This is a genomic window from Methanomicrobium sp. (assembly GCF_055145805.1).
Genome location: NZ_JBSREC010000061.1, coordinates 82,368 through 104,919, shown reverse-complemented (window position 1 = coordinate 104,919; position 22,552 = coordinate 82,368). Strand labels below are relative to the sequence as shown.

Here is a 22,552-nt window from a genome sequence, read left to right as displayed (position 1 = left end):
TCAGAGAATTGTTTCAACCGGGATTCCTGCTGTAAATGCAAATACGGGTAAGGAGTGTCATCTTGATGCACATATTGTTGAACATGCAATTAGTCATCTCCCTCTTGATGAGATAGACCTGCTTTTCATAGAAAATGTGGGCAATATGGTATGTCCGACAGATTTCTCCCTAGGTGCCGAAAAGCGAATAGTTGTTGTTTCAACAACCGAAGGTGATGATGTTGTAAATAAACATCCTATGATGTTTAGAAACGGGACAATTGCAGTCATCAACAAAGTTGACCTTGCAGAATATGTCGGATGTAATATTGAAAGAATGGAAGAGGATGTCCATCGCTATAATCCCATTATGCCTGTTTTTAAGACAAATTTAAAGACCGGCGAGGGAGTTTTGGAACTTGTGGAAGAGATCCTCAGATGAGACTTTTACGGTGCAGTTAAATAACTTCAAAATGAATATATATAGCACTTCAGAAGTTTTTGGAGCTAAATAGAAAACTCCGGAAAATCAAAGAGTTATCAAATTAAAGGTGTATTGTAATGCTTTGGCAAGGAAGATCAATAAGAAGTGAGACAGGCGGTCGCCTGAAATTATCACGCAGTAAGAGAAGAGTGGAGATAGGAAGATCACCGGCAGATACTCATATCGGAGCAGAACGCCGCAAAATCATCCGCACACATGGCGGAAACACCAAGGTCCGTGCACTTCGTGCATCATTTGCAAATGTTGCAGACCCAAAAACCGGCAAATCACAGAAAGTTGCAATTGAGAATGTGGAAGCAAACACTGCAAATCCTAACTATGTCCGCCGTAACCTTTTAACAAAGGGTGCGGTAATTAAGACAGAGATGGGAAATGCAAAGATTGTCTCAAGACCTGGTCAGGACGGAATTATTAATGCCGTTCTGGTTGAATAATTTTTTTCGTCGTTTTTTTTACGTTTTTCATCTGTATGGATGTTTTTTCTGATTTTTTTTAAGAGATCAGTTTTTACCGGCAGAAGTTTTCTTAATTTTTAACCCAGGAGATCTTTTTGAGACTGTTGATTATTGAACTGACAGTATTCGGGTCTTTTAATGGTTTATGCATTTTACTGCTACGTGCACTTTTTATAAATACAGGAAGCATATTGTACCAATGCGCAGAATATATCACCGTTTTCCGCTAAGGTGTGACCTCGATTTTGATATTGAAAGACCTTTCCTTGATGTTGTGGGAACTGTTGTCGGGATGAATAACACACATGTAACCGAGCGGGTCGGAGAAGAACTGATAAGGCTTGATTTTTTAGTATCCGTTGCTGATTCAAAGACACTTATGATTCCTGTGGAAAATATTCCTGATCTTCTGGACAACCTTACTGATGCGGCTGATTTCATGCTTACGTTAAAAGAGACAATTCTTACGGGGGACAGAAGAATCCCCCGTTCAGAGACAGTGTACTATCTCAGGGTGAATGAGAACGGCATGATGACTGAATGCTTTGTATCAAAAGAAGGTACAAGGGGCAGTAATGATGCCTATGATGTAAAAAAACTGATAACAGGTGCGTTTTAGTTGACATTAAAAACGGTGATCTCAGCTCCGTTTAAAAGTATGAGGAAGGAGCAGTTAAAAAAAGGGGAAATCATCTACTTTTTGACGATCGATAAGAGGTGGATGAACAGCGATCAGGCAGGACAGATTATACGGATGGCTGTAAATGAAGGGCTGGTTGAGGAGTCCGGAGGTATGATATCACCTGTATTTGCTGTATCGGAAGTAGATATCCCTCTCGGGTACAAGCCTTCATCAGAGATTTTTGTAAAGGACAACCCTGCCGAGATTCTTGCTGAGGATATTGCACATAAAAAGGGAGTTGGTGTCGGTGATGTGGTCGCCGAAATAAACGGCCTGATTAAGAATGACTTTGATGGAAATCTTGGATTTGAGGCTGCAACAGTTATCATTGCAAGAAAGTACAATGTGGAATTTGAAGAAAAACTTCCTGCACTTTTAAAAAGTCTTCAAAAAAGCATCTGAATTATAAAAAAGCATTTTTTTAAATTAAACCGCGTTGTTCTTTTTTTTTAAAGCGGGAAATGAGATAAAAAAATATAAAAAATAATTATTTAGAATTCACTCTGCTGCAGCTTCTTCTGCAGGTTCCGGGGCGAAATACTGTTCCAGTGATTTTGCACCCTGTTCAATGACTATTGCATTTACCTGAACAAAGTCTGATGTGATTTCACTGCAGCGGATTGTTTTTCTGCGGCGCTCTCCGTCATAGGACTCGTGGAACCCTACTCCGTCGGAGAGAAGAAGTTTCCTCTTGCCTGCTCCCGGAAGGTCTGATCTTGCAGGAATGCCTGTTCTGTCAGTTCCGCCTGTAAGTTTAATTTTGTATCCTTCAAAACCGATTGCATCTCCACTGATCTGCTGTCCGATTGTTTTTCCGATAAGTGCGCCCGCCATACCGCCGGTTGCTTCTACATTGTATGCCTTTCCTGTTTTAGGGTCGGAGAGGACTATTTTTAAATCTGCCATCTTTAGAACTCCAATATTTAGGTCTCTATATTTTTGTATTGTAACATTAAAAACTCTACTTTCCCCAGAAGGGATCTTCCTTTCTTTTCATGCTTGTGAATTCTTCCAGTATTATCTTCATACTGTCGTTTAAATGTGAAAGCATCTCCTTTTCAAGCACTTTTATATGGTGTTCCGGAATATTGACGTATAATCCGTCGCCGACATTTATCTGACGCCCCACTGTCGGACCTTCGATTGATATTGCAATCTCTTCTCCTTCGTTGGCTTCATGGATATTGTCCTGACCTTTCTTCATCTGTTTTATCCTTCCGACTTTCCTGCCGTCAAGATGAACAAGGTTTGTGCCGGTCTGAAGTTTACCGCCCAGCACTCTTATTCCTACAACTGCGGGGTTGCTCTGTCTGAATATGCAGTCGGGAAGGAGGGTGATCTTTGCCGGCATGACGAGTTTTTCAAAACTCTGTTTCTCCATATCGCGGCGCGTTTTCTCTTCCCATTCCAGATATTCATCAATAAGGTGATAAATAACTCCTGATTCAAATACCCTGACATTTTCGCTCTGTTTTTCTGAGAGCATTTCTGTTGCGTCAGGAAGCATCGTTGTGTTAAAAGCCAGAAGTACTGACATAAGCGGATTTTTTACAGTTGTTATCTCAATTATGTCGTGTCTGCTTACAGGACCTACCTCGGCACGCATGATTGGAATTTCGTGCTGTTCAAGCTCTTTTGAAAGGGCTTCAAGAGCACCGATTGTGTCAGCCTTGATAAATATGCCTTCATCAGAGAGTTTGACGTTTATGTCCTGCATCTCATGCAGAATCTTGTCGGCGATCTCGTCCCTGTTGCCTTTCACAACCATAAGCGGGGAACCTGCAACAACCCCGTCAAAGTTCGGTGCTGCAACTTTGATGCCGGTTGCTGCATTTACTGATTTTACCCTCTCAAATCTGTCTTCCGTGAGGATTTCCTGCATGGGGCGTGGTTTTAGGAGGGAGCGTACTTTTGTCTCAATGACTCCGCTGTTTCCTCCGACTATAATCTCGTCACCGACTTTTAAGGTGCCGTCAAACAGTATCACGTCAAGGGTTGTGCCAAGTCCGCGTTCTTCTTTTACTTCGAGAACTGTTCCTATTCCCGGACCTTCAACAGTTAGTTTAAGGTTTTCAGTCATGTACCTCTGGGCGAGACCTACCATCACCATTAACAGGTCAGGAAGACCTTCGCCTGTGATTCCGCTTACAGGCACAATTGCGATGTTTTTCTGAAAATCCTCCACCCTGTCATATCTTTCACAGTTAAAACCCTCTTCCGAGAGTTTCCCGACAAGTTCATAGGTTTTGGTTTCTATGTCTGTTTTCACTCGGTCATTCTGTGCATTATAGCACTGCATGAAGGGGGAATTCGGGTTTTTTCTCCATCCGTGTATTCTGTCAATTTTTGTTGCCGCAACAACAAATGGCGTCTTGAAATTTTTCAGAATGTGCAGCGCTTCTATTGTCTGGGGCTGAAAACCCTCGTTTATATCAACGACAAGGATTGCCATGTCTGCAAGGGCGCCTCCCCTTGACCTGAGTGTTGTAAAGGCGTGGTGACCGGGAGTGTCGATGAACAAAAGACCGGGAACATCAAAATTCTGCTTTCCCTTAGTCCCGCTCATCTCTTCGATTGCTTCCAGAGGCACTATTGTAGCTCCTATATGCTGCGTTATTTTGCCCGCTTCTTTGTTTACAACTGAAGAGCCTCTTATTTTGTCAAGAAGGGAAGTTTTTCCGTGGTCAACATGGCCAAGTACACAGACTATTGGTGTTCTGATTGAATTATTGCCTGAATTCTGTTTGTTTCCCTTGTCCTTTTTTTTAGCCATTGTTATGCCCTCCGATAAAGTCCCCGGCAGCTATTTTTGTATTAAAATTCGCCGGACTTTAAGAAATTACCTGTCTATTATTGGCACATAAAACAATATTAATAGTCCCCTGTATTTTGCATATTTTTAAGTGAAAATGGATATGTTAATTAGTAATGTCTTTTAAATTTAATAGAGCAGTTTAGCCGGGGTAGGGTAGTGGTTATCCTCAGGGATTGTGGCTCCCTGGACTCGGGTTCAAATCTCGGCCCCGGCCTTTTCGAAGAGATTATTTTTTTGTTTTTAAGCATTTTTTGCTATGATTTATTAAAAATAATAAATGTTGCAATTCTCCATTTTTTATTTACATTTTTCTTTCAGACTGGAATGTGCAGTCTGAGATTTTTTTCATAAAGACTCAAAAAATTCAGGCTATTATATTGTCGTTATGACAGCCCCCTTCAAGCATACCCTTTCGGGTATGCTCAGGAGGCGGGATAACGACAATCTCATATCCAATAAAATAATTTAAAGCAGGAAAATTCATTGCAACGGGTTATAAATAAATGGTAAATGTAAAATAATTCTGTGTTGATTACCCAGATTCTTCTCGACCTGATTTATGTATTTATAATATCGTCAATGCTCTCGATAGGTCTTGGTCTGTCCTTTGAAAACATCGCTGACTCTTTCAAACGGCCCGGGATGCTTACTCATTCGCTTCTTTTCAATCTTTTAATAATTCCGATTGTTGCGATAGGGATTGCATCCGTTTTAAGGCTGGAAGGTGCTGTTTTAATTGGTTTTCTGATAATGGCCTGTGCACCCGGTGCATCCTATGCTCCGAGAATTACAGAAGCCGCAAATGGTGATGTAGGCCACTCCACCGGTCTTATGTTTCTTTTATGTACTATCGCAGTCTTTTCAGCGCCGTTAACACTTATATTCATAATGCCGGGCTCAGCCGGAATTGATCCCTGGCCTGTAATTAAGACGCTTGCATTAATCCAGATGGTTCCTTTGTTTTTCGGAATGTTTCTGCGTTCGCACAGGCCAAAACTTGCCAAAAGGCTCACAAACCCGGCGTTCTGGACTTCAAATATCTCGGCTTTAATCGTAATTGTGATGTCCCTTCTGATAATATTCCTGCAGGAGTCAAACGGAGGTTTCTTCTCACATGTATTCGGGACATGCGGAATTCCTGCAATTATTGTCGTTGTCCTGATATCAATTCTGCTGGGTTATTTTTACGGAGGAGAGACTTTGGGAGAGAAAAAATCCATGGCAATAAGCTCTGCCAACAGAAATGCAGGTGTTGCATTTTTGATTGTTGTCAGCAGTTTTTCAATGATGCCGGTCGCCATAATCATGATAATTATCTATATAATTATTCAGTCCATAATGACAGGCGGACTTGCCGGATACTGGCTGCGTAAGGACTATAAAGCCGGTAAAAAGACAATCCTGTCTGAATATAATCATAAATCAGAATGAATTTCTGAAATCTTTTTTGATCTGATTTTGATCAAATTTATCCGGTACTGAAAAAAAAGGTATAAAATTTTTAGGTTTACCAGCCGCGTGAGTACTCTTCAAAGCAGGGTATGCAGACAATCTGTCCGTTCTCAACCCTTGCTCTGGACTCTGCAACGGTTTCTCCGCATTTTGCGCATTTAACTGATTTAAAGAGCCTTGCTTTCTGCGGGATTTCGGCTTTTATATGTTTAAGATCATAAAGTTCATCTCCCGGCATCTCAAGAATTTTTTTCATAACGATGATTCTTCTCTCAAAAAAATCCTTTGTTTCCTCATCTGTTGCAGTGTTTGAAAAGACCTTATCGCCAAGTTCTCCTGTTTTTTTGTCGAGGTCTGCCATTGAGGTTTTATCTTTTAAAACGAGTCTTACGGCATCGCTGCCGTCACGCTTTATGAAAGTATATACCTGTTTTGCGTAATCGCGAAAGATTAGGTTTCCTTTCCCTATTGTGCATCCTGTCAGAAACTGAATTGCATCAATTCCGCAGGCATCATTTTCGACAACTGCCACAAGTTCTTCATCCCTGCTTCTTCCGTGGAAAAGTTCTTTTAATGCGTACTCAGCGGCTTTATAGCCATATGCAAGTCCCGGGCAGTAATGCCCGTGAAATTCCACTGCTTCTTCGAATGATTTGATATTTTCTGTCATAATTAATCTCCTGATATTTTTTTGATTTGATGATATGAAAATTTCCTTAACTGTTAAAATAATTTAAAGTCAGCCTTATTTTTCTTTTTTTCTTCTTGCAGCTAAATATTTCCCGATACCGGTATTACAACAGGCCCGCTCTTTAATAATTCCACCTCTACATCAACATCATAGACCTGCTTTATGTTTTCAGGGTTTATCACGTCAGGTCCTCCCGCAGCAAAAATCCTGTTGTCCTTTAACATCAGGAATCTGTCTGAGAAACGCAGAGCCGTGTTTATGTCATGCATTGTCATTACCGCAGATACATTGTGACCTCTGACAACTTCTGATATCATGCGCATTATCTCCTGCTGGTTTTTTAAGTCAAGACTGCTTGTGGGTTCGTCTAAGAGCAGAAGTTCAGGCTCCTGTACAATCGCTCTTGCAATAGACACCTTCTGGAGTTCGCCGCCGCTCATCTCATCAATATAGCGCATTGTAAGCTCCTGCATCCCAAGCCTTCTTATTACGGCCTCAACCATTTTTATATCCTTATCAGAGACACTCCATGTGATGTGCGGCTTTCTGCCGAGAAGGATTGCATCGTATGCGGTAAGTCTTCCTTTCTCGGAGTTCTGGGCAACATAACCCACTTTTTTGGCAATCCCGGGAAGACTCATTTTCATGACATCCTCATCCCCTACAAAAATTGAGCCTGATTTCGGGTGATGAATCCTGTTTATACATTTCAGCAGGGTTGTTTTTCCGACTCCGTTCGGTCCGAGAATTGTCAGTATCTCATTCTTTTCAACTGAAAATGAGATGTCGTCTAAAATCTCCCTGCTTTTGTACTGGAATTTAACTCCGTTAATGTCCAGAATCATCTTGTATACCCCCTGATAAGAAGATAGATGAATACGGGTGCACCCATAAAGGCGGTAAGAATCGCCACAGGAAGGATGTGGGGCGCAAGAATCAGTCTTGCAGCGGTATCTGATGCAAGGAGAAGTATCCCTCCGGCAACAATTGTTCCCGGTATCAGGAATCTGTGATCATCTCCGATGAGTCTTCTTGTCATATGCGGGCAGACAAGTCCGATAAAGCCGATAACCCCGAGAAAAGAGACTATTACCGCCGATAGAAACGCTGATACAACCATCCCGACAAGTCTTATTCTCTCAACATTTACTCCAAGTCCCTTTGCAGTCTCATCGCCGGCATCAATTGCATTATAGTTCCACATATTCATAAGGAAATAGAGAGAGCAGACAACTGTCACGATTGCCATGAAAATCAGTTCACTCCAGTCAGCCCTTCCCACATCACCGAATGTCCAGAATACAACTGCGGCAAGCTGTACATCATCTGCAAAATATTGCAGGAACATTGTTCCGGCAGTGAAAAGTGATCCTATTGCAACACCTGCAAGGATCATAACTTCGGGCGATGCACCTCTTAATTTTGATATTGCAAGAATAATTCCTGTTGCAATAAGACAGAACACAAACGCGATTATTGTTGTGATGTACGGGTTGTTCAGAACTATTGCATCTGCACCTGTGCTGTGCATCGTTCCTGTTCCAAGTACAATCACCGAAAATGCAGCTCCAAATGCGGCGGCATTTGAAATTCCAAGTGTGTATGGCGAACCAAGAGGGTTTCTGAGAATTGACTGCATTGCAACACCTGCAACTGCAAGTCCAGCTCCGGCAACGACTGCCGCAAGTGCCTGCGGGAGACGTATATTCCAGATTATAGTCTGCCACTGTGCTGACTGGTGCTGCAGTGTTAAAGTCTCAAACACCTCAAAAAACGGAATGTTTACTGCGCCGACCGATATTGAATATATCAGCAGTAAAAAGAGAATAACAATCCCGCCGGCTATTATTGATACTTTCCTTCCCGTGTATCTTTTGTATTCTTCAGGAATCTTTCCGTCGTTTAAATGCATTTTATTTATCCTGTATTTTTTTATTCTTTGAAACTGACTAAATGTAAAATTTGTATGAAATATAATTCATACAGGATCATAGCTCAATCTTTGAAAATGCCTTATTTGAAAAGGCATCATTCATCTCGTTAAATACAGGTTTTCCCACAAGGAATGTGTAGATCTCATCCGCTTTTTTGGCAGGGTCAATATCTGAGAACTTCTCAGGGTAGAGGACTTTTCCTATGAAATATGCATCCGCCATTATACTTCCGTGATTCTGGGTGTACCAGTTGTATGGCAGAACTCCGTAGACTTCACCTGATTTAACAGCACCAAGCTGTTGGTATGAAGGGTCTTCTTTGAGTTCAGTCAGTGCATTGGGGTCTGTCTGAAGTGTTGAGAGATCGACAAAGATAATTTCCGGGTCCCATTCCACTATTTTTTCCTTTGCGCAGTCGGCATGCTCTGTTCCAAGTGAACCTGCAACATTATCAGCATTCAAAAATGTGAACGGGGGATATGCAGGCTCGGTTGACTGGAATCCGTGAGGGCCGCTGTATGCTATTCCGCCGACATATGTGGACGTTTTTTCACCGGCAGGCACATCAGCAATTCTGCTATTGAGATCATTTATCATATCATCAAAAAAGGCAGTGACCTCATCTGCTCTCTCTTCTTTGCCCATAACTTCTCCCATTATTTTAAGAGAGGAGTACATGTCATCCTGGTAAGTGCTCAGGGTTCCGTAATTTAAGGCAACAACCGGAATGCCGGTCTTCTCAGTGAGCTGGTCAGCATCACTTTGTGATGTCACATAAGTTTTAAAGATAACCTGTGGATTTGCGGCAACAATCTTTTCGGGATCATCATTGCCGCGGAATTCACCTATAAGTGGATAATCCTTAAACTGCGGGTTTGCAATAGCATAGGGCCTGGCATCAAAAACAGTATCTCTGGTTTCGATGTCATCAACACCTGCTATCTTATCCTGGGCCTGAAGATATGTAAGATATCTCAGACAACCCGGGCCTGAGCAGACAACACTGTCCGGGTTTTTTGGAACTGTTACAACTCTTCCGAGAGAATCAGTAATTGTAACTGTGGCTCCGCTGTTTATGGCATCCACAGAATTATCAGGGACTTCTCCCTGTCCTGTACATCCGCATGAAAATATAACTGCAAGTGATATTGCAAGAAGGCCTGTCAAAAGAATGTGATTTTTCATCAAATTTTTTCTCCTTAATATTAATTATTGTAATTTTTGGTAATAACAATTTCTAATTGGGTGTTAACAAAGTTGTATCAATAAAAATTATATATTAACTATTGCTAATGGTTTTTTTATTTAGTTGATCAGGCATATGCAGCATCTGACCAAAAAAAATTATAACTTAAGGGATAATATCAAAAATAGATTAAAAAAGAGGAAACTATGCATTTGAGCATAAAAATATTATCAGTTTTTTTACTGACTGTATCGCTGATTCTGGTTTTTTTTTCAGGATGTACTGATAATACGTCTGTTAATACTCTAAAAGATGAGAATAATTCTTTAATCTCTGTTGCAGTATCCATACCGCCTCAGAAAGAATTTGTTGAGACTGTGGGGGGAGATAAGGTAAATGTTTTTGTTATGCTTACTCCCGGGTCAAGTCCACATTCATCAGAGCTTACTTCCGGTCAGCTGACGGATGTATCAAAAGCATCTATGTACGCAAAGGTAGGGTCCGGAATTGAATCTGAACTGGCATGGATGGATAAAATTAAAAATTTAAACCCTGACCTTCAGATAACTGACTGCTCAAAGGGTGTTAAGATGATAAATGGAGATGATGCGGGAGCATACGGAGATCCTCACATCTGGCTCTCAATAAAAAATGCAAAGATAATGTCCGAGAATATCTGTTCCGGTCTTGTCAGTCTGAGCCCTGAGGATGAGAAGTACTTCCGTAAAAATCTCCTTGAGTACGAAAAGAAACTGGACAGTCTGGATAAAACCATATGGGATGAACTTGCAGGAAGGGAAGGTGAAATTATAATGGTTTATCATCCGGCATGGTCGTATTTTGCAGGAGATTATAATCTGCGGCAGATGCCGATAGAAATTGATGGAAAAGAACCGACACCTGCAGGACTTGCAGCATTAATCAGACAGGCAGAAGAGAACAATATAAAAGTTGTATTTGCATCGCCTGAGTTCAGCACAAAAAGTGCAGATGTAATTGCAAAAGCGATTGGTGGAAGAGTTGTTTTAATAGATCCACTCTCGGAAAATTATATTCAGAATATGGAATCTGTTGCACAGGCATTTGCGGAGGTACAATAATTGTCAGAAACAGCTGTTGATGTCAGGGATGTAACTGTATACCGGGAAGGGCAGAAACTTCTTGATAATGTGTCATTTAAAATCGAGGAGGGCCAGTCTTATGCAATTATCGGTCCGAACGGAGGGGGAAAAACAACACTCCTTAAAATAATACTGGGTCTTATCAGACCTGAAGAAGGGCATGTCAGTATATACGGGGGGAGTCCTGAAAAGAATCGTTACCTTCTTGGATATGTTCCCCAGTTTCACACATTTGATTTTCAGTATCCTGTAACTGTCAGGGAGATGGTACTGACCGGAAGGCTCGGGCACATAAAGGGTCTGAGGAAAAAATATTCTGATTATGACAATGAGCTTGCCTGGGAGGCACTGGAATCTCTTGGAATCTCACATCTTTCTGAGAGAAGTCTTGGTGAACTTTCCGGAGGAGAACAGCAGAGGGCAATAATAGCACGGGCAATAGTTGGAAAACCAAAGGTTCTGCTTCTGGATGAACCCACGGTTTATGTGGATTCTCCGACAGAGGACAAATTTCATGATATTTTAACAGAGCTTCACAAAAAGATGACTATTGTGCTTGTAACACATGATATCGGTGTTCTCTCCTCAAATGTCGATATCATTGCCTGTCTTAACAGGAAACTTTTCACTCACAATGACAGCCATATAACTGACGATATGCTTCTTGATGCTTATCAGTGTCCGGTTGATCTTATCGCACACGGACTTCCGCACAGGGTTTTTGGGGACCACAGAAAATAGGAGGAATTTTTATGCTGGCAGCTTTAGGATACGAATTTTTCAGAAATGCAATTCTGGCAGGAATTCTTGCAAGCATAGCCTGTGGGATTATCGGAAGTTTTGTTGTTGTAAAAAGGATGGTCTCACTCTCAGGCGGAATCTCACATGCCGCTTTTGGAGGTATCGGTCTTGGTTATTTTTTTGGTTTTAATCCAATTGCAGGGGCAATGGTTTTTTGTATTGCAACAGCAGGGCTGATTGCAAAGATAAGAAATATTTCACATCAGCATCTTGATACACTTGTCGGCGCTGTATGGGCTTTTGGAATGGCGCTTGGAATCATGCTTGTTTATCTGACTCCGGGATTTGCCCCTGATCTCTTCGGCTACCTTTTTGGAAACATACTCCTTGTTCCCTCATCAGAACTTCTGGTAATGGCAGTCCTTCTTGCAGGAATTATATTTGTGATATGGTACTTCTACAATCAGTTCCTTGCGGTAACTTTTGATGAGGAATATGCAAGTGTCATGAATCTTCCTTCAGAGAGATTTATCACACTTCTTCTGATTATGATTGCAGTAACTGTTGTGATGTTAATACAGGTGGTAGGGATAATTCTTGTAATTGCTCTTTTGACACTTCCCGCAGCAATTGCACGTGAATTTACCCAAAATCTGAAAAAAATGTTTTATCTGTCCACAGTTGTCGGAATATTCTTCACAACTACCGGAATCTTTCTTTCTTATTATCTGAATGTGCCGTCAGGAGCTACAATAATTTTATTCAGTGTTTTTATCTATATGATTGTTATAGCCCTTAAAAGCATAAATGAGAGGAAAAACATCTAAATCAGTGTTCTTCGTAATGCTCTTCATCATGGTTAAAAACAACCTGATTCCACCTGACTCTCACCCATTTTTCATCCTCAATTCTCATAATATCATATGCAGGCGGGATGTCACCTTTTTTGTCAAACACCTTAGGTCCGCAGAGTCCCACGTATCTGATTGTCTTTAATGATTCACTTATGCTCTTGCCGTTGTAATCCGAGGCTCCCAGGGCCTCTGCAACAACTTTTGTGGTGTCATATCCGTAAGAAACCGGCCAGTCAATTCCTGTTGTATTATATCTCGCCATATACTGGCTAATGAATTTATCTGACTGTATCTGGCTTGATTGCATGAGAGCACAAATGCCTTCCGAATATTCACCGACATATTCCGGAATCTCTTCGTTTATGAGTCCTTCAGAGCAGAACCAGACCACGTCGAGTTTTCTCTCCTCTGCGTTTTTCAGGATGTTCTTTCCGTCTTCAACTGTTCCTAAAAGGACAACGGCATCGGGTTTTTTGTTGATTATCTGATCAATAATTTTGTAATAGTTCTCTTCACCGGGTTCATATGTTTCGGAAAAAACCACCTCTCCTCCTGCCTGTGGGAACCATTCCACAAATGAGTCTTTAAGCCCGATGCCGTAATCACTGTTCATGTATAAAACAGCGGCTGTTTTAACATCCGGGTTCATTGTGGGAAGAACCTTTGCAATGCCCCTTCCCTGGTATATGTCTGAGGATATAGTTCTGAATACATAATTATGATAATCAGAAAGCCCCGGATTTGTGGCAGTAGGTGAGATAAGGACTGTTTCATACTCTTCTGCCAGAGGTGCGAGAGCAAGTGCATTTGTACTTGTTACAGGACCAATGATAACCGGCACATTATTGTCTGCAAAGTTTTTAAAGGCATAAACAGCAAGGTTTGAACTTCCGAGATTATCAAAGTAATCAACAACAAGTGGTCTTCCACGGATTCCTCCGTTTTTGTTTATCTCATCAACTGCCATTTCAATGCCCTGCTCTATCTCGATACCGTAAGTCTTCATATCTCCGGAGAGGGGAAGGATTGCCCCGATTTTTATCTCATCCGGATAACTCTCAGGTGCAGGTCCAAAGTTATACATAAAAAAGTAAAAAATGCCTGAGATAATTATTATCAAAAATATAACTGTTGATAAGGATATTTTTTTAGATATTTTTTTCTGAAATGATCTTATTTTCATCTCTTATCCTCCGCTGAAATTTTTGAATTGTCTTTTTGAGTAATATCAGAGGAGTTATTGATCTCATCTCCAACTGCCAGATTATGAGCAATTCTCTCATTTGGTCTGCTAATAAAGCTGTGTCCGCCTTCTTTTAGGAAATATACAAAGATCAAAATGCCGGTCATATTGGCAATAAGCATTGGCAGAAAACTAATCCGCATATGTTCTGCTATGAACGAGAGATCTGCTCCGAATATTAAGGGAAGAACTACAAAATTTACAATTTCTGCAATAATTACCATCACTGCCGCTTTGGAATAAGTGATATTCTCTTTCCAGTATTTCATCAGACAGCCTGCCACAATACCTGTTGCCGCTGTTCCAAATGCAAACGGAAGAGACATTACTCCACCTGTATCAAGAAGATATACTCCTCCTATAAGCCCTGCCATTGCACCTGCGAAAGGCCCGCAGATAATTCCTGCAATCATTGGCCCGACATGACCGGCATTTATTATCAGGTCCTCAACGGGAATTCCTCTGAATGTGCCGTAAACCGAAATTGCGCCGAATATAAGAATAACCCAGATGAGATCTGACAACTCCAGGCGTTTTGTTATGCACTTTCTGAAGAGATCAGTTCTCATAAAGATGTAAACCGGAATTATGAGCAGAACGAGGCGTTCTATTAAGGGAAGACCCAGTGAGATTAATGAGCCTTCCATCATCAGAGCCATGAAAAGGAATCCTGAACTTCCAAGCAGCATAACAAAAAGCCAGAGCCTGTTGCCGCGTGAATAATCAGGAAGCTTCAGATCCAGGTACACAACCATAAAACCGAGAAGTGCAAACATAATCGAGGCAATTGCTGCAACAGAGTGGATCAGAAACGCAGGTTCTCCCAGAAGTATTGCCGAGACAATTATGAGTGCAAATACTGCCAGAAGAATCCTGTATAGTTGTTTTTCCGGGATTTTTGTCTCTGAAGAACTTTTAATAATTGATGATATCGCACGGGCACGGCCATCCATTCCCGTAACAGTCGCACCAAACATAATCAGATACCCGAATATCAAAAAGAACGAGTCTCCGAAGGGTACGTTTGAGAGTACATACAATACCTGAACAATTATTGTGTCAATTGTCAGCTCTTCTCCGTGCCCTATAAAAGATACCACAAAGCCGCTTACACCAAGTGTAAGGAAGAGAACAGTTACTACTGAAACCAGGAAGAATGCAAGGACAAGATCAAAATTTACGCTTCCTATATAGCGTTTGAAAAATGCCGGGCCGTGTTCTCCCTTACTCTTTTCGTGAAGCCATACCGAGTATAATAGAAGATTTAAACCTGAACCAACGGCACCCATCAGTGCCATAATGGAGAGAACAGAACCTCTGGGGACTGTAGGAATAAGTCCAAAGGCAATAGACTCAAAAGGCAGGTTAAATTCTAAAAGACAATATCCGATTCCTACAAAAAGGGAGATTGCAATTGCAATAACAACGATCTCAACCCTTTCGTATGAATCCTTCCACAAAAGAAAGACAATTATTGCAAGGGTCAAAAGAGCAAGAATCTTCTCAAAATATATTCCCGGCAGGTAATAATCCAAAAAGATGGAGCCGTAGAGAAGCATTCCGCCGAATGCAAACATCTCAAGGAGAAATATTATTGTAACAAATATTACAGTCCAGTTTTTTGGACCGGGAATTGCTTTAAGCCCCTCAAATATGGTCTCGCCTGTTGAAAGCGTGTATCTCGCGATTCCGTTTGTGAAGGCAAATTTAAATATCAGTGTTAAGGCAATTACCCAGATAAGCTCAAAATGGTAATGTGCACCTATCTCAACCGCTTCTGAGATTCCGCTTTCACCAGCAGCGGCGATAGCAAGCAGAAGACCCGGACCAATAAATTTTAATTTGTCGGAAATGTTTTCCGGGATGTAGTCTTTGATTCTTGGAAGCATTTTGGAAGTCTCTGTTTTGTAGTCTTTTGTAAATTTTAGCTGTAATATTTGTACAAAAGTTCAGTTGCTGCCCGAACCTCAATGCCGTCTTTTCTGACACCTGTAAGATAGGTGTTAAAAATTTCATCTGTTACAACATGCAGACCGGGTTTGTACATGTCGGCATGCATCTGAAGATCAAAGGATCTCGCCTCGCTTTCTGTAAGTTTAAGAGCCCTGTATTCCCCTTCATGGGGCATATATGTCGGATTATTCTCACGCGGGGTTTTTAAGACAAGATCTGCAAGCGGTGTTTTGGGAATAGGCTCTGCTATTGATACAAAAACATCGTCAAGGCAGTGTTCGGAGATTAAATCCTTTGTTTTATTGTAATCCTCATCTGTTTCAAGCGGATGTCCGACAATGAAACTGCCTGCAACCTTAAGGCCGTGTTCCCTGCATCTTTTTATGGCCTGAGACGCCTGACTGATTTTTGCCCCTTTTCCCATATGTTTTAAAATTTCATCGCTTCCTGATTCAAGACCAAAGAATACCCATCCTATTGAGTAGTCCCTGATTGCGTCAAGGATTTTGTCACTGATACAGTCAACTCTTATATCCGGTGAGGAGACGTTTTTGCTCCCCATAATTTTGGCCATCCCTTTTAGGAGTTCGACAAAGGAGTCTTCGTCAATCTTTCCGTCTTTATACTGGTATAAAGAGCCTGTTCCTCCGGAAACAGAGATCTTTTTTGCGCCGCGTTTTTTAAATTCCCTGACCTCTTTTAAAATATCCTCCAAATCCCTGCTTCTGATATCCCTTCCAAAATATCTGGGCACCTGACAGAAAGTGCATGCACCGGTACATCCTCTGTGTGTCTCTATATATGCGGATGCACCTCTGATGCTCTGTTTTGCAATGTCGGCAGGAATCATGGGAAGAGGGCGTTTCATTGACGCAGGTTTTGCAGGAGGGGTTTTTATGATTTCACCTTCTGGTCCAAAGTATGCAATTCCGGGGATTTTATCTGTAATGCCCTTATCAGCAACCTGAACAACTGTCTCCTCACCTTCGCCTGTTAAAACCGCATCCGGATTTAATTCGCCAAGAACAATCTCAGGATATGCTGATACAGGTCCTCCTATGTAGACTATACCGCCGTTTTTCCTTCTTTCCGATATGAAATTTATAATAGTCTCCGACATCAGGTGCTGGGTTGAGTAAAGACTGAGCATCACTGTGTCCTTTGGGCGTGCGGAGAGCGTATTTTTTATAACGACGTCACTGCCATGGTCTTTTAGTATTCCGGCAATCAGCATTGCCCCGTATGTATATATCTTAGGCGATATGACGGTAAATTTCATAAAATCTCTGTATTAATTTTACAGAGTAAAGGCATAAAAACAGATCATAAAAAATTAATTGAAAGTAAAAAAATTCAGGGAATTGTTTATTCCTTTTTCCTTGCTGCTACAACAATCATAAATCCTGCAAGCAGAAGTCCCCCGACTGCTGCAAACGGAAGTGTTCCTGACTGTGTCGGCTGTGATATAGGAACAAGTGATCCCTGAACTGTTGAAGTTGCACCTGCATTCACAGTCGCGATTGTTGTTGAATCTGTATATCCGGGAAGTCTGAATGCTATAGAGTACTGTCCTGCCGCAAGTGATATTGAGAACGGAGTTATTCCCTTGTATTCATTGTTGATGTAGACATTTGCGCCTGTTGGTGTTGAGGATATGTCAAGAGTGCCTGATGTGGCTGGCGAACTCGTCGGTGTCAGTGGAACTGAGACTGTTGCCGTTCCCCCGCCTATTACTGAAACCGAGGATGTTGCATCCTTGTATCCTGAAAGTTTGAAGGAAATGGTGTGAGTGCCTGCATTAACGTTGTCAATTACGTAGTTTCCATAATTAGGTGTCACTCCCACGTAGGAACCGTCAAGATAGATGTATGCTCCTCCTGGTGTGGATGATGCATAGATTGTTCCTGTTCCCGGTGTTGGCAGGGGCTGAAGTGTCGGGTAGATTGTTGATGTCTGCCCGGAGTATACTGTTACCTGGCCGACCCATTCATTATATCCTGCCTTGTTAAGCTCCACCGTGTGTGCCCCTTTTACAACACCGGATATTGTTGTTGGTGTCTGGCCCTGATAGTTTCCGTCAAGATAAACACTTGCACCTGACGGGGTTGATCTGATTGAGATGGTTCCGTGTGATTCGACTGCCACAAGAGTTGCATAGACATTTGCCATTCCTCCTGCAGTAACAGATGTAGACGATGCCCAGTTCTGATAACCGGATTTTTTCACTTCAACATTGTGTTTTCCCACAGCGAATCCACTTGAAGACTGCGGGGTGTTTCCAACATAGTTACCGTCAATATATACCATCGCATTCGAAGGTGATGATGTCACATATATTGAACCGGTGGAAGGCCCGACTGGGTTAAGGGTCATGTAGTAGTTTATGGTCTCTCCTGCACTCGGCACGGAAAGGCTCTGTGTGTGACTGTCCTGGTATCCTGCTTTTGAAGCGTATGCACTCGTTGGCATACTGGACGGACTTCCGTCAAGGTAAACTGTTAAGGTATATACCTGGTTTACCGTAGTTCCCGATGCAGCACCGTCAACGTAGATTGTCGCACCGTCAACATTTGTGTGGAATGCAATCCAACCGATCTGGTTTCCAATTATTCCTTCTGCACTCGCTGGTGCAGCCATTACCGCAAGTATTGCGATAAACAAAAATCCGTAAGTAAAAGCTTTTTTCAGAGACATTTTAATCAATCCAGAGATACAACCTCTCTCCTTTTAATGATTTTGTCTTTGATTTGCAAGATTAACTATTAAAATCCTGTGGTTTTCAGATAAATTTCATCTTAACTCTCTCTGTGTAATGTGTTGTAATATATGAGAGAAGTAAGGCTGCCGCTATTATCAAAATCAAAATCAGCCAGTGTTCAGGGCCTATCGATCCAACAGAGAGTCTGACGATGATATTGGCTGTGTTCATCGGGACTGTGAGGATAAACAACATTAAAACAACAATTGCCACAGAAAAAATAAACTGTGCATTGGTTCGTTCTCGGTATTTAAGAGCTGTAAGTGCTCCGATAAGAATCAGAAACAGTGAACCTGCGGATACATGAAGGAGGATAGGTACAAAACCTGAAATGGCAATTCCATTTGCCATTAATAAGAGAATCCATCCTGCGGCCTGAATGGGAACGAGAATAAAGCATGCCAGAATCTTTCCCCAGATCATCTCAGTAAACGTGACCGGTGTTGACATAAGGGTTTCAAGAGTGTTTTGCTGATACTCCTCGGTTATGAGATCGATTATTAAGGCTCCCGATATTATTGCCGGCATAAATACAAGCATCGGAATTAAAAGACCGTATACGAACTCATAAAAATCGCTTGAGGGATTTGTAGGCGGAATAATTACTGTTGCAGGCGTCTGTGTAAGTCTGTCACTTCTTATCTCCCGCAGTTTATCCTCGTATTTTATCAGAATTTCTTTTAGTTTGACATTGACAATACTTGACTGAATATCGTTTTGTATTGTGTATAGTGTTATTTTGACAGGATATTCCGCATCCGGAGCCACATTCGGCACCCACAGGACTGCCGATAACTTTCTCTCCTTTAATGCTGCAACTGCGGTTGAAAGATCCATCTCATATACGACAAAATCATTGCTCTCCCGAAGGTATGAAAGAACATCCGAAGGCTCCCCTGTATATGCAACAGGATACTGAATATTTGAATATCTGCTGATCGAGTCCGGGTTGTACATTGATGCAAGTCCGACAAGCAGAAATGATGAGAACATTGCAATAAAAAGCTGAAGAAGTATTGCAAGTATTATTGTCTTCTCATTCATCAGACTTTTTAACTCTTTTTTGGCTATAATCCTGGAGTTTTTAGTATTCATTTAATGTCACCCGACCCATCCGAGAATAAAATACAGGTTATACAGGCTATGCACAATTGTTGAAATAATAAGTGCCGGAATATAGAATCTCCTGCCGCCTGCCTTTAATATCGATGCTGTTGTCAGAATTCCTATGAAATGGAGCGAAAGCGGAAGCCAGAGCACCTGAAGACTTGCAAAAAGAACTGCTCCGAATATGGAATCTGATATCTCCGCAAGTGTCGCAAAAAGGAGAAGTTTCTCTCCGAAAAGAAAACCAGCCGCAACCGCAACCGATCCTAAAATTACATTTTTCCAGGTGAGGTAATCCGGTCTTTTTGATATCAGTGCGTAAATGCCGACGGACTTTGCAAACTCCTCAATAAACGCCGCAAAAAACAGGAGAAGAATTATCGAATAAGGCATCGGGAAATTGAACAAAAGCACAAGAAGCATAAGCTGTGCCATGAAGACAAACGGAATTGTGCAGATGCTTATTCCGAAAAGGGATAGTTTTGTCCATTTTTTTGAGATTACCGATTCTATAAACTCCATCATTCTCTGCATTAATTTATGATGGTTAAAGAGCCTCTCCTCGTTGAAATTTTTCGCAGCAAGATAAAAAATAACAGCACTTGTTAAAAAGAATAGCGATGTTGAGTAGATATAGTCAAATAATGTAAAACCGTCCCCCTGAATCTCGTAGATAATAAGTGTTAAGGGTGATATCAGGCTTACCACGTGAATATTTGCAAAGATGCTCGGGAAAAAGATATATGATGTGGCAATGGTTGAGAAAAATATCGAAATAAAAGAAAGCTCCTTAAAACTCCTCGAGATCATTCCGATGAGAAGTGCACTTGAGAGGAAGAATAGTATTACAGGAAATACCGGCAGGAGAATCAAAAGCGGTGCATCAATCAGAAATGTCAGTATCGCGGATATTACAAGCATCATCAAAAAGTACGGCAGACCTTTTCCCAGTATTATTGCCCATGACTTTACAGGTGTTGATAACAGAGCCTCCCCGCTTCTTTCGATCCTCTCGTTCATTATACTCATCATGAAAAACTGTGATGTGAAGTAAAGCGGGAATATAAATACGAATATTAAAATTATCGAGTCAAACGGCAGGGGTGGGGAGAGCTGTGCAGGTGTCTTGAATTTTGATGTTGTATCAGATGATGCCAGAACATCAGCATATCTGCTTACCCTGCTGTCAGTATTCTCGCCTGATATAAGCTCAGCTCTCAGCTCTTCTCTTGATACTCCGATCTCTGAGGAAGGTGCCTGAATTGCAACGGGAGCCTTATCGGGATAAGGTTTTATCCGGGGGTCTGGCGGTGCAATTGCTCTCTGTCCGCTCTGTGTTGCAACAAAGTCAATCTCACTTTTGATGTACTCCTCTTCTATCCAGAGTGGATATGCCGCATAGAGATCCTCTTCCCTGTTGAAAAGTGAAATTTTGTATTTTGAATAATCCCTGTCAAAGGCAGTCAGTGCCGCAAAGCCCTTGTCGTCCTGAGATGCATATACAGCGTTTCGTGAGAGGACGAGATCAAAACCGCCCTGTTCCGGAGAAATTCCTGACGGAACCTTATATACTGAAAATCTGTTGTCTCCTGCGGTAATTTGTGCTGATATGCTCTCATCAGAACCAACTGTGTACATATCATCCTGAAGGTGGATTCCGCTCTGCTGCGCAAATCCCGATACAATAATCAGTGCAACAAACAGGACTATGGCTATAGGGAGGATTTCCCCGCTCATTGTTCCCGCAAAGCGCTTAATTTCCCACTTTGCAATTGTTTTAATCTGATGTATTACATCCGACATTTTGATTAATTCCCTGTCTTTGATTCAATTTGAATTAATTCTATAATAAGATTTATCAGATGCTTTGATTATAGGTATCCCTGAAGGATTATGATACATGCCCGTTCAATTGTTAAGGATTATGATGGTTTTCGTGCCCTGGACGGAGTCAGTTTTGACCTTGAGGACTCGGGAATTTTTGGAATAATCGGGCATAACGGCGCAGGGAAAACAACACTTCTAAAGATTATGTCAGGCCTCGTCGCGCCCACATCAGGTGAGCTTTTTGTGGGAGATATTGACGCTGTAAAAGATCCCGATTCACTCAAATCAACCCTTGGTTATCTGCCTGAGGAGTCGCGCCTATATGAGAATATGACAGTTGAGGGATATCTCTCTTTCTTTGGTGAGATATATGGCATGGCGCCTGAAAAAATTGATCAGAAGAGCAGAGAACTTCTAAAAGACCTCGACCTTGAAGCCGGAAGAAAAAAACTCGGAGAACTCTCAAAAGGAATGAAGAGAAAGGTGGCAATAGCACGTTCACTCATTCACGACCCTTCATATCTTGTATATGACGAGCCCACATCAGGTCTTGATCCGATGACTTCCAGATATATAAGTGAATTTCTGCGGACAATCCGATCGGAGAGAAAAAAGACGATTCTCTTAAGCGCACACAATCTCTATCAGGTGGAAGAGCTCTGTGACAGGGTGATGATCCTGCAGAGGGGACGTGAGGTCGCTTTCGGGACAATGGACGAGTTAAGAGATGAGTTTGGATCTGTTTTTTATGAGGTGGAATTTGTTCTTGAAGATAAAAGCGCTCTTTTGGGTCTGGTAAGGGATTATCAGGAATCTGCAGGAGTAGTTACCGGCAGAGTTTCAGATGTGGACTCTTTAAATGAACTCACAGCCGGCATATCTTCAGCCGGAGGACGTGTGAGAAAAATAGAATCACATTATCCGAGCCTTGAAGAGATGCTTGTAAAAATTGGAAGATAGTAAAACTTTCAATATAATCAATTTTCTGTTGATTTTTTTTAAAATAACAAAGATTTTCTAAAATTTAAAAAAGGTGCCGCAGGTTACGCAAATAAATTCCTGAATGATACAAATGAAATTAAAAGGCTTAATACTCTATAATTTTGAAATTCAAACAAAAAATGCAAAAACGGGCCTGAAGGGATTTGAACCCCTGGCCTACGGATTAAGAGTCCGTCGCTCTGCCTGACTAAGCTACAGGCCCATTGTTGTGCCTAAATAAGTGACACGTGTATTCAGATAAAGATTT

The 22,552-nt window shown here is 41.5% G+C and carries 21 protein-coding genes and 2 tRNA genes; 10 read left to right on the top strand and 13 right to left on the bottom strand.

The window, feature by feature from the left end; genetic code table 11:
* From hypB to ACTB1O_RS05595, 4 genes are all read left to right on the top strand, one after another.
* The coding region (gene hypB / locus ACTB1O_RS05610; protein ID WP_462994156.1) for a hydrogenase nickel incorporation protein HypB at positions 1-421 on the top strand (421 nt) is incomplete at its 5' end.
* 119 nt (positions 422-540) lie between these two features.
* Positions 541-918, top strand: a complete 378-nt coding sequence (locus ACTB1O_RS05605; RefSeq protein WP_462994155.1) for a 30S ribosomal protein S8e — start codon at positions 541-543, stop codon at positions 916-918.
* Positions 919-1,138: 220 nt separating this feature from the next.
* Complete coding sequence (locus ACTB1O_RS05600) at positions 1,139-1,558, top strand: hypothetical protein (RefSeq protein WP_462994154.1); 420 nt, start codon at positions 1,139-1,141, stop codon at positions 1,556-1,558.
* Positions 1,559-1,573: 15 nt separating this feature from the next.
* Complete coding sequence (locus ACTB1O_RS05595) at positions 1,574-2,023, top strand: DUF2240 family protein (protein ID WP_462994159.1); 450 nt, start codon at positions 1,574-1,576, stop codon at positions 2,021-2,023.
* Between the two features lie 96 nt (positions 2,024-2,119).
* Here ACTB1O_RS05595 and ACTB1O_RS05590 read toward each other — a convergent pair whose 3' ends face one another.
* Together ACTB1O_RS05590 and infB are read right to left on the bottom strand one after the other, a co-directional pair.
* Positions 2,120-2,527: a 30S ribosomal protein S6e gene (locus ACTB1O_RS05590; protein ID WP_462994153.1), complete on the bottom strand. Its 408-nt coding sequence runs from the start codon at positions 2,525-2,527 to the stop codon at positions 2,120-2,122.
* Between the two features lie 55 nt (positions 2,528-2,582).
* Positions 2,583-4,394, bottom strand: coding sequence for a translation initiation factor IF-2 (gene infB / locus ACTB1O_RS05585; RefSeq protein WP_462994152.1), 1,812 nt, complete (start codon positions 4,392-4,394; stop codon positions 2,583-2,585).
* A 184-nt stretch (positions 4,395-4,578) separates the two neighbouring features.
* Here infB and ACTB1O_RS05580 point away from each other — a divergent pair.
* Both ACTB1O_RS05580 and ACTB1O_RS05575 read left to right on the top strand, forming a co-directional pair.
* Positions 4,579-4,650, top strand: a tRNA-His gene (locus tag ACTB1O_RS05580).
* Positions 4,651-4,961: 311 nt separating this feature from the next.
* Positions 4,962-5,867, top strand: a complete 906-nt coding sequence (locus ACTB1O_RS05575; RefSeq protein WP_462994151.1) for a bile acid:sodium symporter family protein — start codon at positions 4,962-4,964, stop codon at positions 5,865-5,867.
* A 76-nt stretch (positions 5,868-5,943) separates the two neighbouring features.
* On the opposite strand, the gene ACTB1O_RS05570 is transcribed toward ACTB1O_RS05575, so the two are convergent.
* The 4 genes from ACTB1O_RS05570 to ACTB1O_RS05555 form a co-directional block, all read right to left on the bottom strand.
* A complete protein-coding gene (locus ACTB1O_RS05570; protein WP_462994150.1) occupies positions 5,944-6,558 on the bottom strand; it encodes an FmdE family protein in 615 nt (204 codons plus the stop codon).
* Between the two features lie 101 nt (positions 6,559-6,659).
* Entirely contained in the window at positions 6,660-7,424 is a 765-nt protein-coding gene (locus tag ACTB1O_RS05565) for an ABC transporter ATP-binding protein (RefSeq protein ID WP_462994149.1), read from the bottom strand.
* On the bottom strand, positions 7,421-8,491 hold the full coding sequence (locus tag ACTB1O_RS05560; RefSeq protein WP_462994148.1) for a FecCD family ABC transporter permease: 1,071 nt from the start codon (positions 8,489-8,491) through the stop codon (positions 7,421-7,423). Before ACTB1O_RS05560 ends, ACTB1O_RS05565 begins: the two co-directional genes overlap by 4 nt.
* Before the next feature lie 76 nt (positions 8,492-8,567).
* On the bottom strand, positions 8,568-9,698 hold the full coding sequence (locus ACTB1O_RS05555) for an iron ABC transporter substrate-binding protein (protein WP_462994147.1): 1,131 nt from the start codon (positions 9,696-9,698) through the stop codon (positions 8,568-8,570).
* Positions 9,699-9,911: 213 nt separating this feature from the next.
* On the opposite strand from ACTB1O_RS05555, the gene ACTB1O_RS05550 reads away from it, so the two are divergent.
* From ACTB1O_RS05550 to ACTB1O_RS05540, 3 genes are read left to right on the top strand one after another with little or no spacing between them, the layout of a single operon-like run.
* Complete coding sequence (locus tag ACTB1O_RS05550) at positions 9,912-10,799, top strand: metal ABC transporter solute-binding protein, Zn/Mn family (protein WP_462994146.1); 888 nt, start codon at positions 9,912-9,914, stop codon at positions 10,797-10,799.
* Positions 10,800-11,561, top strand: a complete 762-nt coding sequence (locus ACTB1O_RS05545) for a metal ABC transporter ATP-binding protein (protein WP_462994145.1) — start codon at positions 10,800-10,802, stop codon at positions 11,559-11,561.
* Positions 11,562-11,572: 11 nt separating this feature from the next.
* Positions 11,573-12,388, top strand: a complete 816-nt coding sequence (locus tag ACTB1O_RS05540; protein ID WP_462994144.1) for a metal ABC transporter permease — start codon at positions 11,573-11,575, stop codon at positions 12,386-12,388.
* Between the two features lies 1 nt (position 12,389).
* Here ACTB1O_RS05540 and ACTB1O_RS05535 read toward each other — a convergent pair whose 3' ends face one another.
* The 6 genes from ACTB1O_RS05535 to ACTB1O_RS05510 form a co-directional block, all read right to left on the bottom strand.
* Positions 12,390-13,499, bottom strand: coding sequence for an ABC transporter substrate-binding protein (locus tag ACTB1O_RS05535; RefSeq protein ID WP_462994143.1), 1,110 nt, complete (start codon positions 13,497-13,499; stop codon positions 12,390-12,392).
* Between the two features lie 95 nt (positions 13,500-13,594).
* Positions 13,595-15,547 carry an Nramp family divalent metal transporter gene (locus tag ACTB1O_RS05530; RefSeq protein WP_462994142.1) on the bottom strand — a complete coding sequence of 651 codons (1,953 nt, stop codon included), beginning with the start codon at positions 15,545-15,547 and terminating at the stop codon, positions 13,595-13,597.
* Positions 15,548-15,582: 35 nt separating this feature from the next.
* Positions 15,583-16,890 (bottom strand): methyl-coenzyme M reductase glutamine C-methyltransferase, encoded by a 1,308-nt coding sequence (locus tag ACTB1O_RS05525; protein WP_462994141.1) that lies wholly within the window; start codon positions 16,888-16,890, stop codon positions 15,583-15,585.
* An 86-nt stretch (positions 16,891-16,976) separates the two neighbouring features.
* Positions 16,977-18,305 (bottom strand): PEGA domain-containing protein, encoded by a 1,329-nt coding sequence (locus ACTB1O_RS05520; RefSeq protein WP_462994140.1) that lies wholly within the window; start codon positions 18,303-18,305, stop codon positions 16,977-16,979.
* Positions 18,306-18,390: 85 nt separating this feature from the next.
* Positions 18,391-19,464 carry an ABC transporter permease gene (locus ACTB1O_RS05515; RefSeq protein WP_462994139.1) on the bottom strand — a complete coding sequence of 358 codons (1,074 nt, stop codon included), beginning with the start codon at positions 19,462-19,464 and terminating at the stop codon, positions 18,391-18,393.
* Between the two features lie 6 nt (positions 19,465-19,470).
* The gene (locus ACTB1O_RS05510) at positions 19,471-21,279 is read right to left on the bottom strand and encodes an ABC transporter permease (RefSeq protein WP_462994138.1); all 1,809 of its coding nucleotides are present in this window, start codon (positions 21,277-21,279) and stop codon (positions 19,471-19,473) included.
* A gap of 90 nt (positions 21,280-21,369) precedes the next feature.
* On the opposite strand from ACTB1O_RS05510, the gene ACTB1O_RS05505 reads away from it, so the two are divergent.
* Entirely contained in the window at positions 21,370-22,263 is an 894-nt protein-coding gene (locus ACTB1O_RS05505; RefSeq protein WP_462994137.1) for an ABC transporter ATP-binding protein, read from the top strand.
* A 170-nt stretch (positions 22,264-22,433) separates the two neighbouring features.
* Here the strand turns inward: ACTB1O_RS05505 and ACTB1O_RS05500 are convergent.
* Positions 22,434-22,507, bottom strand: a tRNA-Lys gene (locus ACTB1O_RS05500).
* Between the last annotated feature and the right edge of the window lie 45 nt (positions 22,508-22,552).

Coding starts and splice junctions, on each gene's coding strand:
- ACTB1O_RS05565 (WP_462994149.1), bottom strand. CDS start 7,424: ATGATTCTGGACATTAACGGAGTTAAATTCCAGTACAAAAGCAGGGAG.
- ACTB1O_RS05530 (WP_462994142.1), bottom strand. CDS start 15,547: ATGCTTCCAAGAATCAAAGACTACATCCCGGAAAACATTTCCGACAAA.
- ACTB1O_RS05535 (WP_462994143.1), bottom strand. CDS start 13,499: ATGTATAACTTTGGACCTGCACCTGAGAGTTATCCGGATGAGATAAAA.
- ACTB1O_RS05515 (WP_462994139.1), bottom strand. CDS start 19,464: ATGAATACTAAAAACTCCAGGATTATAGCCAAAAAAGAGTTAAAAAGT.
- ACTB1O_RS05555 (WP_462994147.1), bottom strand. CDS start 9,698: ATGAAAAATCACATTCTTTTGACAGGCCTTCTTGCAATATCACTTGCA.
- ACTB1O_RS05570 (WP_462994150.1), bottom strand. CDS start 6,558: ATGACAGAAAATATCAAATCATTCGAAGAAGCAGTGGAATTTCACGGG.
- ACTB1O_RS05605 (WP_462994155.1), top strand. CDS start 541: ATGCTTTGGCAAGGAAGATCAATAAGAAGTGAGACAGGCGGTCGCCTG.
- ACTB1O_RS05520 (WP_462994140.1), bottom strand. CDS start 18,305: ATGTCTCTGAAAAAAGCTTTTACTTACGGATTTTTGTTTATCGCAATA.
- ACTB1O_RS05600 (WP_462994154.1), top strand. CDS start 1,139: ATGCGCAGAATATATCACCGTTTTCCGCTAAGGTGTGACCTCGATTTT.
- ACTB1O_RS05540 (WP_462994144.1), top strand. CDS start 11,573: ATGCTGGCAGCTTTAGGATACGAATTTTTCAGAAATGCAATTCTGGCA.
- ACTB1O_RS05510 (WP_462994138.1), bottom strand. CDS start 21,279: ATGTCGGATGTAATACATCAGATTAAAACAATTGCAAAGTGGGAAATT.
- infB (WP_462994152.1), bottom strand. CDS start 4,394: ATGGCTAAAAAAAAGGACAAGGGAAACAAACAGAATTCAGGCAATAAT.
- ACTB1O_RS05505 (WP_462994137.1), top strand. CDS start 21,370: ATGATACATGCCCGTTCAATTGTTAAGGATTATGATGGTTTTCGTGCC.
- ACTB1O_RS05525 (WP_462994141.1), bottom strand. CDS start 16,890: ATGAAATTTACCGTCATATCGCCTAAGATATATACATACGGGGCAATG.
- ACTB1O_RS05560 (WP_462994148.1), bottom strand. CDS start 8,491: ATGCATTTAAACGACGGAAAGATTCCTGAAGAATACAAAAGATACACG.
- ACTB1O_RS05590 (WP_462994153.1), bottom strand. CDS start 2,527: ATGGCAGATTTAAAAATAGTCCTCTCCGACCCTAAAACAGGAAAGGCA.